Genomic DNA, 18,106 nt, shown 5'->3' on the forward strand with positions numbered 1-18,106 from the left:
CCGGAGCGTCCAGCACGGTGGGGCAGCCATTCCTTCGCAGCCACAACAACAGCAACCAACCATCAGCTACACCCCACCGCCCTGGGCATCCAGGGCACCAACCCCAGACACCCACAAACTTAGGGAGACACCATGAGCGAGAAAACCGAAGTGGTCGTGGTCGGCGGGGGATATGCCGGTGTGATGGCGGCCAACCGCCTGACCCAGCGTGCGGACGTGGCGGTGACGGTGGTCAATCCGCGCCAGGCGTTCGTTCCGCGGTTGCGGCTGCACCAGTTGGTGGGCGGGACCCACGACGCGGTCGTCGACTTTCGAGAAGTGCTGGCCGAGGGCATCCGGCTGGTCGTGGACAACGTGACCGGGATCGACGCGGCCGGGCGGAGGGTGACGCTGGCCGAGGGCGGCGAGATCGGCTACGACTACCTGATCTACGCGGTGGGCAGCGGCAGCGCGGGCCCGCGGGTGCCCGGCGCGGGGCAGTTCGCCTACCCGATCGCCACCCTGGAGGCGGCGCGGCGGTTGCGGTCGGTGCTGTTCGACACGCCGATCACGGCCGCGGTGACGGTCGTGGGTGGTGGTCCGACCGGTATCGAGACCGCCGCGGAGCTGGCGGAGCAGGGCCGCAGGGTCACGTTGGTCTGTGGCGAGGTGCTCGGTCCGTACCTGCATCCGAAGGCCCGGCGCACCGCCCACAAGTACCTCGCCAAGCTGGGCGTCAGCGTGCTGGAAGGCCCCGACGCGTCGGTCACGGAGGTGACACCGGAGTCCGTACGACTCAGCGGTGGCCGCACGCTGAACAGTCAGGTCACCATATGGACGGCTGGCTTCGGCGTGCCCGATCTGGCCGCCCGCAGCGGGCTGAGCACCGACACCGCCGGGCGGCTGCTCACCGATGAGACGCTGACCAGCGTCGATGACGAGCGCATCGTCGCGGCGGGCGATTCGGCGGCACCGTCGGATCTGCCGTTCCGGATGAGCGCCTACGCCGCGGGATGCCTGGGCGCCCACGCCGCCGACACGGTGCTGCACCGGATCGCCGGTGAGCAGCCGGAGCCGGTCGATCTGTCGTTTCCCGCCATGTGCATCAGCTTCGGCCGCCGCGCCGGGATCTTCCAGCTCGCCCACAAGGACGACACCGCGATCCGGCTCTACTTCACCGGACCCGTGGGCAAGAAGCTCAAGGAATTCTCCTGCGCCGCCAGCGTCGAACATTTGGTGGAGGAAGCGCACAAACCCGGCTCGCACTCCTGGCCCAAGGACGGCAAGCACAGGCCGGCGCTGCTGCAGGCTCAGCGCGACGACGCGGCGGCACGGGTCGCGTAGGACACCGCCATCGTGGTCGGGCCGGTGATCTCGGCTGCACGGGTGCGGCAGCGCCTGAAGTACGGACGCTGCCGCCCTGGGCGCCACCGGGCTACCGGGAGCCGGACCTGACAATGGCCGACTGGGGAGGACCCCATGGACACAACAAGTGAACCCCGTGGGCGTCGGCGGGCCGGTGACACGGCAGCGGGTCGCGACAGCGGCGACTACGCCACCATCGAAGCGACCGAGACGTTCGTCGCCCACCGCAGGCTGCTGTTCACCGTCGCCTACGAGATGCTCGGGTCAGCGGCCGACGCCGAAGACGTCATGCAGGAAGCCTGGCTGCGCTGGATCGCGGTCGACGCGACGAACGTCGACGACCCACGCGCCTACCTGGTTCGCATCACCACTCGCCAAGCGCTCAACCGGCTGCGGTCGATGAAGCGCCGCAGAGAGTCGTACGTCGGCTCCTGGCTGCCGGAGCCGCTGCTCACCACTCCGGACGTGGCCGTCGATGTCGAGCTCTCCGAAAGCGTGTCGATGGCTCTGATGCTCGTCCTCGAGACATTGAGCCCGACCGAGCGCGCGGTGTTCGTGCTGCGTGAGGCATTCGGGATCGATTACGACGAGATCGCCGCGGCGGTCGACAAAACCCCGGCGGCCGTGCACCAGATCGCCCACCGCGCCCGCCGCCACGTCGAAGCCCGCCGACCACGTCGCTCGGTCACCGCGCGCCAGGCCGAGGCGGCTGCCGAGGCTTTCCGCCGGGCGTTGGAAACACGGGACCTGCAAGGCCTGCTCGACGTACTCGCCCCCGACGTCGTGGCGATCAGTGACGGAGGTGGCATCAAACAGGCCACGCCACGGCCGGTCATCGGCGCCGACAAGGTCGCGCGCTTCATCGTCGGCGGCCTCACCAAGAACAAGGTCACGCTCACCGTCGAGCCGACCTCGATCAACGGCAGTCCCGCGTTGGCGCTGCACGTCGAGGGAGCGCTCGACGGCGTCATCGCGATGCGCGTCGAGGACGCCCGCATCACCGGCCTCTACTACGTGCGCAACCCGCAGAAACTGACCCACATCGAATCCGAGACCCCACTCACCCTGCGATGAACACCAGCCACGGCCCACTGTTCGAGGAGAAGACATGACCACGCGGGCACCGCTCGCCACCGACCCGCTTCCGTCCCGATGGACGACAGTGGCCGCAGCTGTAGCCCTGCTGACAGCGATCGTCAGCCTGCTGCTGATCGCTTTCGCCTGGCCATCGGTACGATCCTCGGTACACGATGTGCCGATCGCCGTCGCGGGGCCGGCCACGGTGGTCGGGCAGGTTCGCGCCGCCCTCGATCACCGTCTCCCGCACGGCTTCGAGTTCACCGAAGTCGCCGACACCGCGGCCGCCGAACAACTCATCCGTGACCGGCAGGTCTACGGGGCGATCGACCTGAGTTCCGGCGCCCCGCAGGTCCTCCTCGCCTCCGCAGCCAGCACCGCGGTCGCCCAGACCTTGCAGACAATGGCGACCGGCCTCGGCCAGGCGGGCAGCACCGGCACACCGCCCGCAGTCCGCGATCTCGCCGCCCTGCCCGCCGACGACCCACGCGGCGCGGGCTTGGCCGCAGGCGCCCTGCCCCTTGTCATGGGCGGTCTGCTGGCCGCCGTGCTGCTGACCAGGCTCGTTCGTGGCGCCGTCCGCCGGGTCACCGGGGCACTCGCCTTCGCGGTCACCGGCGGCCTGGCCGTGGCAGCGATCCTGCAGTTCTGGTTCGGCTCGCTGAGCGGCTCCTACCTCGCCAACTCCGGCGCGGTCGCCCTCAGCATCGCGGCCACCTCCTTGATCGTCCTCGGGCTGGAATCCCTGTCGGGATACGTCGGAATCGGAATCGGCGCCGTGGTCATGATGCTCATCGGCAACCCCCTGTCGGGTGCCGCGACCGCGCCGGAGATGCTGCCCGGCTGGTCCGGCGCGTTCGGCCAGCTGCTGCCGCCCGGCGCGGGCGGCAGGTTGCTGCGCTCCACCGCCTTCTTCGACGGACGCGGCGCCACCCAAGCCGTCATCGTCCTGCTGGCCTGGCTCGCGCTCGGTGTCGCACTCTGCCTGGTCGGCGGGTCGCGCGCGCGTCGTGCCGCCAACGGCGCGGTGCGCGACGCACCCACCGGCCCACAGCACGCCACCCTCGCCAGCTGACCCGCATCGAGCGGTAAGCCGGCCGGCGGTGGCATCCGATGCCCGGAGCGTCGGCGACTTCCCGCCACTGAGGTGACCGGCAGGAGGATTCCTACCTTCGGCCGCTGGCTACGGTTGGTGCGTGACTACAGGGGATATCGCTCGGATGCGGGGAGACGACGACACCGCGCATTTTCGGCTGACGGTGGTGGATCAGGCGCTGCGGTTGTTCGCCGAGAAGGGGTACGAGGCGACGACGGTGGACGAGATCGCGGAGGCGGCGGGGATCTCGCGGCGGACGTTCTTCCGGCAGTTCCGGTCGAAGGAGGACGTGATCTTCGCCGATCACGAGTCGCAGCTCGCGCAGGCGGCGGAATTCCTATCCGCGTCGCGCGAGGACCCCTGGGAGGCGGTGTGCGCGGCGGTGGTGCTGGTATTCGAGCGGTTCACGCAGTGGCGGGAGATCGCGGCGCGGCGGTATCAGGTGGTGCGCCGGGTGCCCGCGCTGCGTGAGCGGGAGATCGTCACGGTGTTCCGCTACGAACGGTTGTTCACCGACTTCTTGCGGGAGCGGCTGCCGGAGGCCCCGGATCTGGCGCGAGTGCAGTTCACCGCGGCCGTCACGGCGACGCACAACTATCTGTTGCGCCGGATGGTGCGGGGCGAGTCGGACGCGGGCGCCGCCGACCTGCGGGTGGAGCTGGCCGCGATCCCGCGCGGTGCCGGGCGTGCCGCGAATGCCGAGGATCTGGTCGTCGCAGTCTTCCCGCGCGATGTCCCACCCAGGCAGATCGCGGACCTGCTGGTCCGGAAGCTCGGTACTCTCTGAGGCGGATCGGATTGCGACCGATCTGACACTGAGTGCCACGTAATATCTGCACGTGGTCAGCGTTCTTGCGCGTATACTCGACCGGGATGTGGCACTGAGTGCCGATGCGCTGACTCCACTTGGCGGGAATCAGCGATCACCACCGACGACCAGGAGTGAACCCGATGGCGGGAAACCCCGATTTCGACCTGTTCAAGCTCGAGGACTTCCACGATGAGCTGCGCGCCGCGATCCGCGCTCTGGCGGAGAAGGAGATCGCCCCGCACGCCAAGGACGTCGACGGCAACTCCCGCTTCCCGGAGGAGGCGCTGGCCGCGCTGAACGCCTCCGGCTTCAACGCCGTGCACGTGCCCGAGGCCTACGGCGGCCAGGGCGCGGACTCGGTGGCCACCTGCATCGTCATCGAAGAGGTCGCCCGCGTGTGCGGCTCGTCCTCGCTGATTCCCGCCGTCAACAAGCTCGGCACGATGGGCCTGATCCTGAACGGCTCCGAGGAGCTGAAGCAGAAGGTGCTGGCCGACATCGTCAACGGCGAGATGGCCTCCTACGCGCTGTCGGAACGCGAAGCGGGCTCCGACGCGGCGAGCATGCGCACCCGCGCCAAGCAAGAGGGTGACGACTGGATCATCAACGGCTCCAAGTGCTGGATCACCAACGGCGGCAAATCATCCTGGTACACCGTGATGGCGGTGACCGACGCGGAGAAGGGCGCCAACGGCATCTCCGCCTTCCTGGTGCACAAGGACGACAAGGGTTTCGTGGTCGGCCCGCTGGAGCACAAGCTCGGCATCAAGGGCTCGCCCACCGCCGAGCTGTACTTCGAGAACTGCCGGGTGCCGGGTGACCGCATCGTCGGCGAGCCGGGCACCGGTTTCAAGACCGCGCTGCAGACCCTCGACCACACCCGCCCCACCATCGGCGCGCAGGCCGTCGGCCTCGCCCAGGGCGCGCTGGACGCGGCCATCGCCTACACCAAGGACCGCAAGCAGTTCGGCAAGTCGATCGCCGACTTCCAGAACACCCAGTTCATGCTCGCCGACATGGCGATGAAGATCGAGGCCGCCCGCCTCATGGTGTACACCTCGGCCGCCCGCGCCGAGCGCGGCGAGCAGAACCTCGGCTTCATCTCCGCCGCCGCCAAGTGCTTCGCCTCCGACGTCGCCATGGAAGTCACCACCAACGCCGTCCAACTGTTCGGCGGCGCGGGCTACACCACCGACTTCCCGGTGGAGCGCATGATGCGCGACGCCAAGATCACCCAGATCTACGAGGGCACCAACCAGATCCAGCGCCTGGTGATGAGTCGTGCCCTGCTCAAGTGAGCTTTTCCTGGATCACCGGAGGTTCGGGCGTGCCTGCGCACGCTCTGCGGCCGTCTCCAGGCCGTGGAGGAGCGCGGGCCGCCCGAACATTCTGTCGATAGCGTCCGCGCTCGCTCTCAGCTCAACGACACCGATCAGCGGTCCCGGCTGCTTCGATCACTCGTAGTGGTAGCGGCATGCGATGATCACGACTGAGTCATCCTCGATGGCGTACACGATCCGATGTTCAGTCGTGATTCGTCGCGACCAATAACCGGCCAGATGATGTTTCAAAGCTTCCGGCTTCCCGATCCCTTCGTAGCCGTTGCGCTTGATGTCCGCAATCAGTGTGTTGATCCGGCGCAAGATCTTCTTGTCGTTGGCCAGCCACCACTGGTAGTCGTCCCAGGCGGGATCTGTAAACGTCAGTTTCACGCGCTCGCCTTGCCGGGCGTTACGTTGCCTTCGGGCCCCTCGTCAACGTCTACTAGCTCGCGAGGCGTTGCGCCGCCGCCGCGATGTTCGGCTATGGACCGTTCGAGGTGCCGCGCATTAGCCGGACTGCCGAGCAGATACGCGGTCTCTTGTAGCGCTTGATACTCGCTGAGCGCGACAACGACGGCAGGTTCGTGGCCCGCCCGAGTGATCACCACCTCTTCCAGGTCTTCGGTGGCGCTGTCGAGAACCGATGCGAAGTTGGCTCGCGCCTCGGTATAAGTCATCGGCTTCATGCCTTCACTGTACAGGATCCTGTACAGGAAAGGGGTGGGTAAATCGGCGGACAGCTCTACCGGTCGCCCGCACAGACCGCGGGCCGCCCGAACGGTTTTATGGAGAGCATGCCAGGACGGCTGGCGGCTACGCCTAGCCGCGGTAGATCTCGACGTAAGCGTTGGTGGCTACTGCGAACACACCGGGACCCATTCCCGTGCAGCCCGTGGTGATGCGCTGGCCGTTCGGCGTGAAGGGATAGCTGAGTGCCTGGTAGGGCCCGATGCCGTAGAGCGGAAACGGGCCGCTGGCGTAGAGGCCGACGCAATCGACATGCAGGACGTAGTTACTTCCTCCGTCGGGTTGGCAAGTCGCCGACGCGCCGGAAAGATCCCGCTGGACGGCGCAATCCTGCGGCGCGGCTTGGGCGGTGCCGGAACCGACGATCGCGACGAAGGCGAGACCCGAAACACCAGCGGCCGCGACCCGTGCGGCGGCGACAATCGTCTTCTTCATGAAAGCTCCTCCTGTTTCAGTTCGATCTTCGGCCGAGACCGGCGAATGTTACTGCCGGTAGGTTTAATTCGCTTCGCCCCTAGGGCGGGCCTGTCGCTGCGGACCACCGTTGAGCCGGGCAGGTCGATATCAAGGTTCCAAGTACAGGCGTTCGCACGGCAATCGCGGGTAGCCGTCGGTGTCGTCTGTGGATACCTGCACGGCGTCGTGCCAGTGGTGTGCGCGCCATTCCTGGACGAAGAGGCATGCGGCCGTGACGCAGGCGACGAAGTCGAGGCGGGCTCCGTGCCAGAACACCGACAGGTGGACGTCCGGCTCGGAGGGGAGGGGGGATGGCGCACGGTCAGGCATATGCCGCCCATCGCCGACGGCGCGCGGCCTTTTCGGCCACGCAGCTACGGATCGCCGTGACGACGAGACGACCGGAGGGCCGAAAAGTCGTGTCGGGCCACGTTATCCACGCGCGGAACTTGGTTCCTCGATCTGCGGGGCTCGGCATCGCGATCAGCCCGCCGTAGCGGATGATGGACACGTTCAAGCGGAACATCTCGGCGAACAGTGGTACGTCGTCCGGCAGATCCGGCCGGATGATGTACGTCCACCGTTTCGACCGTGGATGCGACAGGATCGGCCCCAGCTCTTGGCCGTGGTTCTGCATCCACACCTTCACGTGCTGTCCCAGCACGGCGGGCATGGTGATCGCCCAGACCATCCCGGTGCGGACGACGATGCGCCCGATCTGGGGAGGGTCGACGGTCGCGGGGAGGCCGCACACCTGGCGGTAGTAGTGGCAGCGAGACAACGGTGTGTTCCCAAACGCTATGTGGCGCATCGAGACCTCTGCTTCGTCGGAGGGGTTCAGGTGCGCCCGGTCCGCGACCAGCCCTGATCGATACCGGGACGGGTGGGAGCGAACAACGTTGTGGGGGACGCGTTTCCGCGTGCCCTCCCGGGCGCAACTTCAGCGAATCACTGGACGTGCTCGATGAACTACGTGAAGATGAGATCTCATCAGCTCCACCAGCATGTTTTTCATCCTGCAATGAGAATTGGCCCGGAGATGAGAAGCCCGGGCCGCCCGAGTGGACAGGAATCCGGCATGGCCGAAAGTGGTGGCTCGACCCTCCCTCGTCGTCAGCTCGGCAGGCACCTGCGGAACGGACGCGAAGCGGCGGGATTGACGTTGGCCGATGTGGGGGAACGGATGCAGTGGAGCGTCAGCACCGTTCAGCGCATGGAGGTCGGCAAGACCGAGCGTATCCGCACCGTCGATATCGAGGCGCTGTGCAAGATCTACGACTTCACCGAGGAGTACACGACCGCACTCGTCGGACTCGCGAAGCAGGCCAGTGTGAAGTCGTGGTGGCATGAGTTCGGCGATCTGATCCCTGAGAACTTCGATGTGTTCGTGGATCTGGAAGCCACTGCGCGGGCTTTGACTTGGTACGAGCCCGAACTTGTTCCTGGGATTTTTCAGACCCCCGCGTACGCGAGTGGGCTGATCCGCGCTGGCTACCCCGACGAGACTCCGCTGGAACATGAGCGTCGGGTCCACCTCCGACGCAAGCGTCAAGCGCTGATCACCCGCAAAACGAAACCCGTGACCGTGAACGCCATCCTTCGAGAGTCCGTGCTTCGGGGAATTGTGGGCGACGATCGCATCATGTCCGCCCAACTCCGACATCTGGTGGACCTCATGGGCCTGCCCAACGTCACGATCCGAGTGCTCCCGTTCTCAGCTGGATTCCCGATGGGTGTGGCCGTCGGGCCGTTCGTGATTTTGAAGTCCGGGGGCGACGGTAAGCGACAGCCGAAGGAGCCTACAGTTGTCTACGTCGAAAGCTTCACGGGCGATTTGTACCTCGAGAAGCTCGGCGCTGTGCGCCGGTATGTCGATGCCTACCAGAAGTTCGAGCGCGCGGCGCTGGACCCGGACCAGAGTAAGAAGCTGATCCGGCAGATAGCAAGGGAGTACGCACCGTGAACATCGAGTGCTGCGAGGCGAGATGGTTCAAAAGCAGCCACAGTGGGGCTGACAAAGCATGTGTCGAGGTCGCCTTCCTCGAGGGAGGGCAGGTCGGCGTGCGGGATTCCAAGAACCCGACCGGCCCGGCGCTGGTGTTCGCACCCGGCGAGTGGGACGCCTTCACCACTGGTATTGCCGACGATCGTCCCTGAACCCATCCGGCACCTCGCTTTTGCCCCGCTACACGGGGCGTCCGCGGGCGGCCCATGGCTGTCGCGACCGCGAGTGGACCTCTCGGTGAGCGGCCAACTCGCGGCGCGTCGCTCAGGAGACCAGGTCCGCGTACTCCCGGTGTTCGGCGATGTACTTCTCCACATACCAGCAAGTGGGGATGACCGAGAAGCCCGCGTTGCGGGAGTCGTCGAGGGCGTATTCGACGACTTGGGCGGCTACTCCTCGGCCCCGGACTTCGGGGAAGGTCATGGTGTGGTGGAAGTCGCGGACCTTCAGGTCCGCGCGTTCGGCGTAGTCGGCGTACCCGGCGAGGGTGTCGTCGATGTAGATCTCGAAACGGGTGTCGGCGACGTTGTGCTCGAGCCTGGTCGTCATGATCGGGTAGAACTCCTTGGCGGTGGGGAATGTTCCGGCGTGGCGGCTACAGGATCGCGCCGGGGTTGAGGATGCCGTCCGGGTCGAGCGCGTCTTTGATGCGCCGGGTCAGAGCCATCACGTCGGGGCCGAGCTGCTCGGGCAGCCATGCTTTCTTCAAACGTCCGACGCCGTGCTCGCCGGTGATGGTGCCGCCGAGGGCGATGGCCAGATCCATGATCTCGCCGAAGGCGCGGTGCGCCCGCGCGGTGAGGTCGGCATCCGACGGGTCGTGCACGATCAGCGGGTGGGTGTTGCCGTCGCCCGCGTGGGCGATCACCGACACCGTCACCGCGTTGCGCTCGGCGATCTCGGCGACGCCGCTCACCAGATCACCGAGCCGGGGCAGGGGCACGCCGACGTCCTCCAGCAATAGCGGTCCGAGCTTTTCGACGGCGGGAATCGCCAGACGCCGGGCAGCCGTGAACGCCTCTCCTTCGTCGGGATCCTCGGTGTGGAAAACCTCTGTCGCGCCCGCCTTCTCACAGGCCGCGGCCATGATCTCGGCTTCGCGCCGGGCGAATTCGCCTGGTGCGTCGGAGCGCGCGACCAGCAGCGCGGCCGCCTGCCGGTCCAATCCCATCCGCAACTCGTCCTCCACGGCGTTGATCGACACCGAGTCCATGAACTCGAGCATCGACGGCCGCAGTTCGCCGGTGATGGTCAGGATCGCCTCGGTGGCCGCGGTGAGCGTGGCGAAGCTGGCGACGACCGTGCTCTGCGGCGGTTGCGCGGGCAGCAGCCGCAAGGTCAGCTCGGTGATCACGCCCAGTGTGCCCTCGCTGCCGACGAACAGCTTGGTCAGCGACAGGCCGGCCGAGTCCTTCAATCGGGGACCGCCGAGTCGCACGGCGGTGCCGTCGGCGAGCACGACCTGCATGCCGAGCACGTAATCGGTGGTCACGCCGTATTTGACACAGCAGAGCCCGCCCGCGTTGGTCGCGGCGTTGCCGCCGATCGAGCAGATCTCGAACGACGACGGGTCGGGCGGGTACCACAGGCCGTACTCCGCGACCGCGCGCTTGACCTCGGCGTTGAGCAGGCCGGGTTGCACCACGGCGGTGCGCGTCACCGGGTCGACGGTGATCGCGCGCATCCGTTCGGTGGTCAGCACGATCGCTCCGTCGACGGCCGTCGCACCGCCGGAGAGACCGGATCCGGCCCCGCGCGGGATCACCGGGACGCGCTGCGCGGTGGCCCACCGCAGCGTCGCGGCCACGTCGTCGGTGCTGGTGGCGCGTACCACGGCCAGGGCGGTTCCCGCCTCGGGATCGCGCGCCCAGTCCTGCCGGTAGCCCGCCAGCAGGTCGGCGTCGGTGAGCACCGTGCCGTCGGGGAGAGCCGCGATCAGATCATCCAGGTCCACAACCTTCACGCTAGCGCCCCGCGCCCGATTTCCGCCGACCGGCCGACTGCTGCGCGTGTGCGACCGAGGGAGACCGGCTGAGCCACCGGCCGGTCGCCGTCCGCTCATCTGACGGACACCTGCCGCTGTCACCCTGGTCGCGTGCATGAGCTGTCCGAGACCGCCGACACGATCGCCGACCGGTTCACCCACTGGTGCGAGGCCGTCGTGGACCGGCTTCCATTCGGGCTGAACCGTCTTGTGCCGCCCACCTTCCTGGGTTTCGGGCTGATCAACAGCGGCACCTTCGGTGTCGACCTGGCCCTGCTGACGATCTTGCACGGGTGGTTCGATCTGCCGGTGTGGCTGTCCTACGTGTGCGCGTTCGGGCTCGGCTTCGTGCTCAACCGCACGTTCAACTTCCATTCGCACGCGCCGGTGGGCAGGCAGGCTGCGGTGTATGTGGTGGTGGTCGTGGTCAACTACCTCGCGTTCATCCTCGGCGTCGGCAGCGGACTGACCGCGCTGGGCCTGCAGTACCACCTGTCCCGGTTGCTGGCGGGCGCGTGCGAAGCCGTCTACATGTACAGCGCGATGCGCTGGGTGGTCTTCCGCCGGGCCGCCGAGCCGGAACCGGCGCTCGCACCTGACGCGACGTGAGTCGAAGCGCTGCGTGCCACCCCTCCGTTCATGACCTCGCTGGATTGATCAGCACTTCGGTGCGCGCGCCGTCGACGACGATCGCGTCCTCGTCGGTGAGCGCCCAGTGCGCGACGCCTTCGGCGCGGTAACGGGCGGCGAGCCGAGTGCAGTCACCCTCGGGGTCGGTGGCCGAATCGATGTGCGGCACGATCCGGCGGTCGACCAATCCGAGGCCATCCCACCGCGGTTGCACTCCGCACGCCGGGGCGACCTCGCCGGGGTCGTCCACCGACTCCAGGCCGTGCAGGTCCGGGGTCAGTACGCAGGCCCCGGCGCTGTAACCGGCGTAGACCAGCGCGTCGGCGGCGAGCAGCCGGGGAAGAGCTCGGTCCGCTCCGCTGCGGGCGAACTGGGCGCGCAGAACGAACGTGTTGCCGCCGCGCACCCACACCAGCGGGAACTCGGCCAGCTTCCGCTCCAGCTCGGCTTCCCGCCCGGCGTACTCGCGCAGGTCGAGCACCTCCGGCGTGTAGCCGAGCTGGCGCAGTGGCGTCACGTCGCTGGTCACCGCGCCCGCCCACGCCTCCGGCCAGGCGTCGCAGGCATTCGGTATCACCGCGACCCGGCCCGGCGGGCCCGCGAGTGCGACGAGCCGGTCGTAGTGCGCCCCGAATCGGTAGCTGGAGAGGAAGAGTCGCATCGCGTCAGATGGTGAAGGCCAGGTGGCGGATGACGCGCTGCCCCAGTTCGGCGTCACCGTCGATGGTGATCTCGTCCCAGTGCTCCTCGGCGGTCGTCCGGCCGCCACCGAGACGCACGAAAAGCCGCGAGTCCAGACCGATCTCGACCGTAGCCGGTTCGTCGAAGGCGTCCACGTAGCTCGCCCGGCCCGCCACCTGGATGTGCAACGTCCTGGCCAGCGGACCGCTCAGCGCGAAGGTGATCCGGGCGCCGTCGGGCGCACCGCCTTTCTTGACCACCACGCGCGGGATGCTGCGCCCGAACTCGAGGAATGCCAGTTCGCCGCGTAGGCCGCCCTCCTCGACCGTGACCCCGAGCGCATCGGCGATGTCGAGTTCGTGCATCCAACAATCGAACAACCGCACTCGCATGAAGCGGCCATAGGTGATCTGCCCGATCGGCGACACCGTTTCCTTCTGCCACTCGGCATCGCCCAGCGCGGCGAGCGCCGCACGCCTGCGGTCCACGACGTCGCGATAGAGCTCGAGCAGCCGGGCGCCGGGCAGTGGGCGCAGCCGGTCCACCCAGATCTCGTTGAGCACCGCGGTCTCGTTGCGCACGTAGGGGAGGGTGCGCACGTCGGTCTTGGCCCTGGTCGGGTCGTGCGCGGGCGGGCGATCACCCAGCAGCCACGACTCGGTGCCGATGACGTGGGCGACGAGGTCGAACACCGTCCAGCCGGGCAGCGACGACGGAGTACGCCAACGGTCCTCGTCCAGCGGAGCGACCAGCGCGTCGATCGCGCCCCATTGCCGGGACAACAGGTCGATCAGCACGGTGCGGTCCAGCGTCTCGGTCATCCGTCGGTTTCCTTTTCCGGGCCTTCGCCCTCGTTGTCCAATGCCGCGATGCCGCCCCGGATGGCCGCGGCGGTGGCGACGGGGTCGTGCGGGCGACGCAGCAGAAACCCCTTGGCGAACTTCAGCGTGTCGCCATGCCGGCGGGGGATCACGTGCAGGTGGACGTGCGGGACGGTCTGGAAGGCGGCGGTGCCGTCGTTGAGCACCAGATTGGCCCCATCGGCGGCGAGGCTGCTGCGCCGGATGGCCAGTGCGAGCCGATGCCCGGCCCGGAAGATCTGCGCGCCGAGTTCGGCGTCGAGGTCCTCCAGTTCGGCGGCGTGCCGTTTCGGTATGACCAGCGTGTGCCCGCGGGCGACCGGCCGGATGTCGAGGAACGCGCACAGCGTGTCGTCCTCGTACACTTTCGCCGCCGGTGCCTCGCCCGCCACGATGCGGCAGAAGACGCAGTCGTTCACACGCTGGACCATACGGCGTACGAGCCGACCGGAACAGCCCGGACGGGCGATCGGCATGACGCGGGTCACCGCGCCCGTCCCGGCGAGGCCGAGACCAGGTATCGAACCTCGAGGTTGGTAACGAACTTCTTCGTACGGTCTTGCTGTGTTCACCGGCGGCGACAACGATCACACATCGAGAAGGAAAACGAGCAACTCGTTGCTCGGCGGCGGGCGGCGCGCTCCGAGGCGACCGGGACATCCGGCTTACCGGCGCGATTCGTCCGGCGTGTGTGACGGGCATCTCAGCTAGGCTCACCGCGGGCCAGGTACAGTGGCGAGGATTTGGACGAACTTACTCAGCGGTAACATCGTCCGGACGTCTACCCGTTGCCTGAAGCTCAGTAAGAGAAGGAAGTCTGACAAGTGGAGACAACGCAGAGCGTAGGCGATCCATCGCCGCGCGGCGCGCGTGTCGGTGTCGTCCGCGAATCCAACGCGGGCGAGCGACGTGTCGCTTTGGTGCCGAAGATCATTCCGTCGCTGTTGAAGCAGGGCGTGGAGGTCGTCATCGAGTCCGGGGCCGGGCAGGGTGCGCTGATCCCCGACGAAGCCTACGTGGAGGTGGGCGCGTCGATCGGTGATCCGTGGTCGGCGGACGTGGTGGTGAAGGTGGCCCCGCCCAGTGACGCCGAGGTCGCGAAGCTGTCGTCGGGGCAGACGCTGATCGGATTCCTCGCGCCGCGCAACGCCGACAATCAGATCGCCGCGTTGAAGTCGGCGGGGGTGCAGGCGTTCGCCGTGGAGGCGATTCCGCGGATCTCCCGTGCGCAGGTAATGGACGCGTTGTCCTCGCAGGCGAACGTCGCCGGTTACAAGGCGGTGTTGCTGGCCGCGTCGGAGTCGACGCGGTTCTTCCCGATGCTGACCACCGCGGCGGGCACGGTGAAGCCCGCGACGGTGCTGGTGCTCGGTGTGGGCGTCGCCGGCCTGCAGGCTCTCGCGACCGCGAAGCGTCTGGGCGGGCGGACCACCGGTTACGACGTGCGGCCGGAGGTGGCCGATCAGGTGCGGTCGGTGGGTGCGCAGTGGCTGGACCTGGGTATCGATGCCGCGGGTGAGGGCGGGTACGCCCGTGAGCTCACCGACGAGGAGAAGGCCGCTCAGCAGCAGGCTCTGGAGGACGCGATCAAGGGCTTCGACGTGGTGATCACGACCGCGTTGGTGCCGGGGCGTCCCGCGCCCAGGTTGGTGACCGCCGAAGCGGTCGCGGGAATGAAACCGGGCAGCGTGATCGTGGACCTGGCCGGTGAGACCGGCGGTAACTGTGAGCTGACCGAACCCGGCCGGACCGTGGTGAAGCACGAGGTGACCATCGCCTCGCCGTTGAACCTGCCCGCCACCATGCCCGAGCACGCGAGCGAGTTGTACTCCAAGAACATCGCGGCGCTGCTGGAACTGATGCTGGTCGACGGCGAGCTCGCACCGGATTTCAGCGATCAGGTGCTCGCTGATTCCTGCGTCACTCGTGATGCGACCGAATCGGCCGCCGCGACCGAGACGGTGGAGTCGCCCGCGGCCGCTGCGGCGGCGGAGTCGACTGTCGCTGAGGTCGCGGAGTCGACCGAGGGAACGAATACGGCTGAGGTGGCGGAGACGACCGAGGCGAAGGTGGAGAACTGATGTATACCGAACTGCTGGCGAATATCGCGATCCTCGTGCTGTCGGGGTTCGTCGGTTTCGCCGTGATCTCCAAAGTCCCGAACACGCTGCACACGCCGCTGATGTCGGGCACCAACGCCATCCACGGCATCGTCGTGCTGGGTGCGCTGGTCACCCTCGGCAAGATGGACGACCCGTCGATCGGCATCCAGATCATCCTGTTCGTGGCGCTGGTCTTCGGAACCTTGAACGTGGTCGGTGGTTTCGTGGTCACCGACCGCATGCTCGGCATGTTCAAGGGCAAGAAGCCGGTCGCCGCCGAAAGTTCTGCGAAGGCGGGGAAGTAAGCCATGGACAACCTCGTCAACATCCTCTACATCATCGCGTTCTCGCTGTTCATCTACGGCCTGATGGGCCTGACCGGACCGAAGACCGCGGTGCGCGGCAACTGGATCGCCGCGATCGGTATGGGCCTCGCGGTGGTCGCGACGCTGATCGCGGTCCGCGACACCGGCAACTGGATCCTGATCGTCGCCGGGCTCGTGCTCGGTGTCGTGCTCGGCGTGCCGCCCGCGCGCTACACCAAGATGACCGCGATGCCGCAGCTGGTGGCCGCGTTCAACGGCGTCGGCGGCGGCACGGTCGCGTTGATCGCGTGGGCGGAATTCCTCGACACCACCGGCTTCTCCGCGTTCAAGCACGGTGAGGAACCGACCGTGCACATCATCGTCGGATCGTTGTTCGCCGCGATCATCGGTTCGGTGTCGTTCTGGGGCTCGCTGATCGCCTTCGGCAAGCTGCAGGAGATCCTGCCCGGCAAACCGATCGGGGTCGGCAAGCTGCAGCAGCCGCTCAACCTGCTGCTGCTCGTCGTCGCCGTGGTCGCCGCCGTGGTGATCGGCATCGGCGCCGCCGATGGTGGCGCGCCGTGGTGGTGGATGGTGCTGTTGCTGCTCGCCGCCGGTGTGCTCGGATTGATGGTCGTGCTGCCGATCGGCGGGGCGGACATGCCGGTGGTCATCTCGCTGCTCAACGCCCTGACCGGTTTGTCGGCCGCGGCCGCGGGTCTGGCGTTGAACAACACCGCCATGATCGTCGCGGGCATGATCGTCGGCGCGTCCGGCACCATCCTGACCAACCTGATGGCCAAGGCGATGAACCGGTCCATCCCGGCCATCGTCGCGGGCGGTTTCGGTGGCGGCGGGACCGCGCCGGGCGCCTCCGGTGGTGAGCAGAAGCAGGCCAAGGCCACCTCCGCCGCGGACGCCGCGATCCAGATGGCGTACGCCAACCAGGTGATCGTCGTCCCGGGCTACGGCATGGCCGTCGCCCAGGCGCAGCACGCGGTCAAGGAGATGGCGTCGTTGCTGGAGGCCAAGGGCGTGGAGGTCAAATACGCCATCCATCCGGTCGCCGGTCGGATGCCCGGCCACATGAACGTGCTTTTGGCCGAGGCCGAGGTCTCCTACGACGCGCTCAAGGAAATGGACGACATCAACGGCGAATTCAATCGCACCGATGTCGCCCTGGTGATCGGCGCCAACGACGTCACCAACCCCGCCGCCCGCGAGGACGCCTCCAGCCCGATCTACGGCATGCCCGTGCTCAACGTCGACCAGGCCAAGTCGGTGATCGTGCTCAAGCGCTCGATGAACTCCGGCTTCGCGGGCATCGACAACCCGCTGTTCTACGCCGACCACACCTCCATGCTGTTCGGCGACGCCAAGAAGTCCGTCGGAGCGGTCACCGAGGAACTGAAGGCGTTGTAGGCCAGAGGTTTCGCGCGAAGCGCCTCTCCACTTCCGGTGGAGGGGCGCTTTCGTAATTCGATGGACAGCGCGGTCGGCCGCCCCGGATCATTCTCGGAGTGTCCGCACGTCATGAGCCCCTTCGGTTGATCGGTCCCGGGGAGCCCTCGGTCGATCCCGCCGAGCGGCTGCCGTGGACCGTCACGGTCGATTCCACCTACTCGATTCGCGACGCGATCGATGCCCTCGCGCTCAATCCGTTCCTGCGCGGCGATCAGCCGTGCGCGCGCACGGCGCATCTGGAGCGGGTGCGGCCGGACGCGCCGCTGCGTCCCGCACGCGGCCGCGTGGTGCGCACGGTGCGCGACAACGACAGCGGGGCCACGCTCGTGGTCGGGCACGGCTGGTCGCTGCGGTCGGTGCGCTGGTCGGGTGGTTCGGCGATGGTCGAGGTCACCGCCGTCACCGACGCGCTCGCGGACGAGTTGCTCGCCGAGGCCGTGCGCGACGCGGCAGCGCCGCCGGAGACGGGCGACACCGTGGAGATGGGCTTCTGGCACATGCACACCCATGGCCCGCAACGGCGTTCGCGTTCCATCTCCGCGCCCGAGTGGTCCTCGATCCGCGGCAATTACGCCGGCGAGGTGGCCGCCACGATGGATCGCCTGATGGCGATCACCGCCGACGACGTGCGCGGCCGGCTGGTACTGCTGCACGGGCCTCCCGGCACCGGGAAGACCACCGCACTGCGCGCACTGGCACGGGCCTGGGGCGCGTGGTGCCAGTTCGACTGTGTGCTCGACCCCGAGGTGATGTTCGGCAAGCCGGGCTATCTGATGGAGGTGGCCGCGGGTGTCGACAACCCCGACGAAGGCGCGCCCCGCTGGCGGATGCTGGTTCTGGAGGACTGCGACGAGCTGATCCGCGGTGAGGCGAAGGAGGCTGCGGGGCAGGGACTCTCGCGGCTGCTGAACCTGACCGACGGAATGCTCGGCCAGGGCAGGGACGTGCTCGTCGCCATCACCACCAACGAGGACCTGTCCCGCCTGCACCCAGCGGTGACGCGGCCGGGCCGGTGCCTGGCGCGAATCGAGATCGGGCGGCTGTCGGGCACGGAGGCGACGGCCTGGCTGGACCGGGAGCAGCGCTCCGAGGCCGGCGCGTATCCGGACGGAGCGACGTTGGCCGAACTCGTCGCGGTGCGCGACGGCGAGGCCCGCATCGACTCCGTCACCGAGAAAACGGTTAGTCCGGGACTGTATCTGTGAACCGGTTGGAAGGGCTC

General features: G+C 67.7%; 21 protein-coding genes. 12 read left to right on the forward strand and 9 right to left on the reverse strand.

Annotated elements, in window-relative coordinates; genetic code table 11:
* Positions 1 to 132: 132 nt before the first annotated feature.
* The 5 genes from GVY39_RS26880 to GVY39_RS26900 all read left to right on the forward strand — a co-directional run bounded on the left by GVY39_RS26880 (position 133) and on the right by GVY39_RS26900 (position 5,626).
* Positions 133 to 1,323: an NAD(P)/FAD-dependent oxidoreductase gene (locus tag GVY39_RS26880; RefSeq protein ID WP_159930397.1), complete on the forward strand. Its 1,191-nt coding sequence runs from the start codon at positions 133 to 135 to the stop codon at positions 1,321 to 1,323.
* A 135-nt stretch (positions 1,324 to 1,458) separates the two neighbouring features.
* Positions 1,459 to 2,418 carry an RNA polymerase sigma-70 factor gene (locus GVY39_RS26885; RefSeq protein ID WP_159930396.1) on the forward strand — a complete coding sequence of 320 codons (960 nt, stop codon included), beginning with the start codon at positions 1,459 to 1,461 and terminating at the stop codon, positions 2,416 to 2,418.
* 34 nt (positions 2,419 to 2,452) lie between these two features.
* Complete coding sequence (locus GVY39_RS26890; protein ID WP_195071610.1) at positions 2,453 to 3,496, forward strand: hypothetical protein; 1,044 nt, start codon at positions 2,453 to 2,455, stop codon at positions 3,494 to 3,496.
* Positions 3,497 to 3,641: 145 nt separating this feature from the next.
* Positions 3,642 to 4,304: a TetR family transcriptional regulator gene (locus tag GVY39_RS26895; protein ID WP_159930404.1), complete on the forward strand. Its 663-nt coding sequence runs from the start codon at positions 3,642 to 3,644 to the stop codon at positions 4,302 to 4,304.
* Between the two features lie 164 nt (positions 4,305 to 4,468).
* Entirely contained in the window at positions 4,469 to 5,626 is a 1,158-nt protein-coding gene (locus GVY39_RS26900; protein WP_159930395.1) for an acyl-CoA dehydrogenase, read from the forward strand.
* A 156-nt stretch (positions 5,627 to 5,782) separates the two neighbouring features.
* Here the strand turns inward: GVY39_RS26900 and GVY39_RS26905 are convergent, their stop codons facing one another.
* The 4 genes from GVY39_RS26905 to GVY39_RS26920 all read right to left on the reverse strand — a co-directional run bounded on the left by GVY39_RS26905 (position 5,783) and on the right by GVY39_RS26920 (position 7,607).
* Positions 5,783 to 6,040 (reverse strand): Txe/YoeB family addiction module toxin, encoded by a 258-nt coding sequence (locus GVY39_RS26905; RefSeq protein ID WP_159930394.1) that lies wholly within the window; start codon positions 6,038 to 6,040, stop codon positions 5,783 to 5,785.
* On the reverse strand, positions 6,037 to 6,336 hold the full coding sequence (locus GVY39_RS26910; RefSeq protein WP_159930393.1) for a type II toxin-antitoxin system Phd/YefM family antitoxin: 300 nt from the start codon (positions 6,334 to 6,336) through the stop codon (positions 6,037 to 6,039). Before GVY39_RS26910 ends, GVY39_RS26905 begins: the two co-directional genes overlap by 4 nt.
* A 133-nt stretch (positions 6,337 to 6,469) precedes the next feature.
* Entirely contained in the window at positions 6,470 to 6,832 is a 363-nt protein-coding gene (locus tag GVY39_RS26915; protein WP_223518565.1) for a hypothetical protein, read from the reverse strand.
* A 343-nt stretch (positions 6,833 to 7,175) separates the two neighbouring features.
* Positions 7,176 to 7,607 (reverse strand): DNA-directed RNA polymerase subunit beta, encoded by a 432-nt coding sequence (locus tag GVY39_RS26920; protein WP_223518563.1) that lies wholly within the window; start codon positions 7,605 to 7,607, stop codon positions 7,176 to 7,178.
* Between the two features lie 210 nt (positions 7,608 to 7,817).
* Between GVY39_RS26920 and GVY39_RS26925 the strand changes: the two genes are divergently transcribed.
* Both GVY39_RS26925 and GVY39_RS26930 read left to right on the forward strand, forming a co-directional pair.
* Positions 7,818 to 8,816: a helix-turn-helix transcriptional regulator gene (locus GVY39_RS26925; RefSeq protein ID WP_236565764.1), complete on the forward strand. Its 999-nt coding sequence runs from the start codon at positions 7,818 to 7,820 to the stop codon at positions 8,814 to 8,816.
* Positions 8,813 to 9,010, forward strand: coding sequence for a DUF397 domain-containing protein (locus GVY39_RS26930; RefSeq protein ID WP_159930391.1), 198 nt, complete (start codon positions 8,813 to 8,815; stop codon positions 9,008 to 9,010). Before GVY39_RS26925 ends, GVY39_RS26930 begins: the two co-directional genes overlap by 4 nt.
* 112 nt (positions 9,011 to 9,122) lie before the next feature.
* Here GVY39_RS26930 and GVY39_RS26935 read toward each other — a convergent pair whose 3' ends face one another.
* Positions 9,123 to 9,407, reverse strand: a complete 285-nt coding sequence (locus GVY39_RS26935; RefSeq protein WP_159930390.1) for a GNAT family N-acetyltransferase — start codon at positions 9,405 to 9,407, stop codon at positions 9,123 to 9,125.
* 46 nt (positions 9,408 to 9,453) lie between these two features.
* Positions 9,454 to 10,812 (reverse strand): FAD-binding oxidoreductase, encoded by a 1,359-nt coding sequence (locus GVY39_RS26940; protein ID WP_236565763.1) that lies wholly within the window; start codon positions 10,810 to 10,812, stop codon positions 9,454 to 9,456.
* A 141-nt stretch (positions 10,813 to 10,953) separates the two neighbouring features.
* Between GVY39_RS26940 and GVY39_RS26945 the strand changes: the two genes are divergently transcribed.
* Positions 10,954 to 11,451, forward strand: coding sequence for a GtrA family protein (locus GVY39_RS26945; RefSeq protein WP_159930388.1), 498 nt, complete (start codon positions 10,954 to 10,956; stop codon positions 11,449 to 11,451).
* 28 nt (positions 11,452 to 11,479) lie between these two features.
* On the opposite strand, the gene GVY39_RS26950 is transcribed toward GVY39_RS26945, so the two are convergent.
* Genes GVY39_RS26950 through GVY39_RS26960 form a run of 3 tightly spaced genes read right to left on the reverse strand, consistent with a single transcriptional unit; the run spans position 11,480 to position 13,432 of the window.
* Positions 11,480 to 12,133: a Type 1 glutamine amidotransferase-like domain-containing protein gene (locus GVY39_RS26950; protein ID WP_159930387.1), complete on the reverse strand. Its 654-nt coding sequence runs from the start codon at positions 12,131 to 12,133 to the stop codon at positions 11,480 to 11,482.
* Positions 12,134 to 12,137: 4 nt separating this feature from the next.
* A complete protein-coding gene (locus tag GVY39_RS26955) occupies positions 12,138 to 12,974 on the reverse strand; it encodes a maleylpyruvate isomerase family mycothiol-dependent enzyme (protein WP_159930386.1) in 837 nt (278 codons plus the stop codon).
* Positions 12,971 to 13,432, reverse strand: a complete 462-nt coding sequence (locus GVY39_RS26960; protein WP_195071604.1) for an HIT family protein — start codon at positions 13,430 to 13,432, stop codon at positions 12,971 to 12,973. Before GVY39_RS26960 ends, GVY39_RS26955 begins: the two co-directional genes overlap by 4 nt.
* Before the next feature lie 405 nt (positions 13,433 to 13,837).
* Here GVY39_RS26960 and GVY39_RS26965 point away from each other — a divergent pair, with 405 nt between their 5' ends.
* The 4 genes from GVY39_RS26965 to GVY39_RS26980 all read left to right on the forward strand — a co-directional run bounded on the left by GVY39_RS26965 (position 13,838) and on the right by GVY39_RS26980 (position 18,089).
* Positions 13,838 to 15,094, forward strand: coding sequence for a Re/Si-specific NAD(P)(+) transhydrogenase subunit alpha (locus GVY39_RS26965; protein ID WP_159930384.1), 1,257 nt, complete (start codon positions 13,838 to 13,840; stop codon positions 15,092 to 15,094).
* Positions 15,094 to 15,420: an NAD(P) transhydrogenase subunit alpha gene (locus GVY39_RS26970; protein WP_159930383.1), complete on the forward strand. Its 327-nt coding sequence runs from the start codon at positions 15,094 to 15,096 to the stop codon at positions 15,418 to 15,420. The genes GVY39_RS26965 and GVY39_RS26970 overlap by 1 nt, the downstream gene beginning before the upstream one ends.
* A gap of 3 nt (positions 15,421 to 15,423) precedes the next feature.
* The gene (locus GVY39_RS26975) at positions 15,424 to 16,842 is read left to right on the forward strand and encodes an NAD(P)(+) transhydrogenase (Re/Si-specific) subunit beta (protein ID WP_159930382.1); all 1,419 of its coding nucleotides are present in this window, start codon (positions 15,424 to 15,426) and stop codon (positions 16,840 to 16,842) included.
* A 98-nt stretch (positions 16,843 to 16,940) separates the two neighbouring features.
* Positions 16,941 to 18,089, forward strand: a complete 1,149-nt coding sequence (locus GVY39_RS26980) for a DUF5925 domain-containing protein (RefSeq protein ID WP_236565762.1) — start codon at positions 16,941 to 16,943, stop codon at positions 18,087 to 18,089.
* Positions 18,090 to 18,106: the final 17 nt, after the last annotated feature.

Origin of the sequence: Nocardia sp. CY15, assembly GCF_009829295.1 — a bacterium.
GTDB classification, from domain to species: Bacteria; Actinomycetota; Actinomycetes; order Mycobacteriales; family Mycobacteriaceae; genus Nocardia; species Nocardia sputi.

What these genes read in the sequence shown, in the direction of transcription:
- GVY39_RS26925 (WP_236565764.1), top strand. Translation starts at nt 7,818, where the DNA reads ATGAACTACGTGAAGATGAGATCTCATCAGCTCCACCAGCATGTTTTT.
- GVY39_RS26915 (WP_223518565.1), bottom strand. Translation starts at nt 6,832, where the DNA reads ATGAAGAAGACGATTGTCGCCGCCGCACGGGTCGCGGCCGCTGGTGTT.
- GVY39_RS26970 (WP_159930383.1), top strand. Translation starts at nt 15,094, where the DNA reads ATGTATACCGAACTGCTGGCGAATATCGCGATCCTCGTGCTGTCGGGG.
- GVY39_RS26975 (WP_159930382.1), top strand. Translation starts at nt 15,424, where the DNA reads ATGGACAACCTCGTCAACATCCTCTACATCATCGCGTTCTCGCTGTTC.
- GVY39_RS26935 (WP_159930390.1), bottom strand. Translation starts at nt 9,407, where the DNA reads ATGACGACCAGGCTCGAGCACAACGTCGCCGACACCCGTTTCGAGATC.
- GVY39_RS26890 (WP_195071610.1), top strand. Translation starts at nt 2,453, where the DNA reads ATGACCACGCGGGCACCGCTCGCCACCGACCCGCTTCCGTCCCGATGG.
- GVY39_RS26950 (WP_159930387.1), bottom strand. Translation starts at nt 12,133, where the DNA reads ATGCGACTCTTCCTCTCCAGCTACCGATTCGGGGCGCACTACGACCGG.
- GVY39_RS26880 (WP_159930397.1), top strand. Translation starts at nt 133, where the DNA reads ATGAGCGAGAAAACCGAAGTGGTCGTGGTCGGCGGGGGATATGCCGGT.
- GVY39_RS26900 (WP_159930395.1), top strand. Translation starts at nt 4,469, where the DNA reads ATGGCGGGAAACCCCGATTTCGACCTGTTCAAGCTCGAGGACTTCCAC.
- GVY39_RS26895 (WP_159930404.1), top strand. Translation starts at nt 3,642, where the DNA reads ATGCGGGGAGACGACGACACCGCGCATTTTCGGCTGACGGTGGTGGAT.
- GVY39_RS26910 (WP_159930393.1), bottom strand. Translation starts at nt 6,336, where the DNA reads ATGAAGCCGATGACTTATACCGAGGCGCGAGCCAACTTCGCATCGGTT.
- GVY39_RS26885 (WP_159930396.1), top strand. Translation starts at nt 1,459, where the DNA reads ATGGACACAACAAGTGAACCCCGTGGGCGTCGGCGGGCCGGTGACACG.
- GVY39_RS26955 (WP_159930386.1), bottom strand. Translation starts at nt 12,974, where the DNA reads ATGACCGAGACGCTGGACCGCACCGTGCTGATCGACCTGTTGTCCCGG.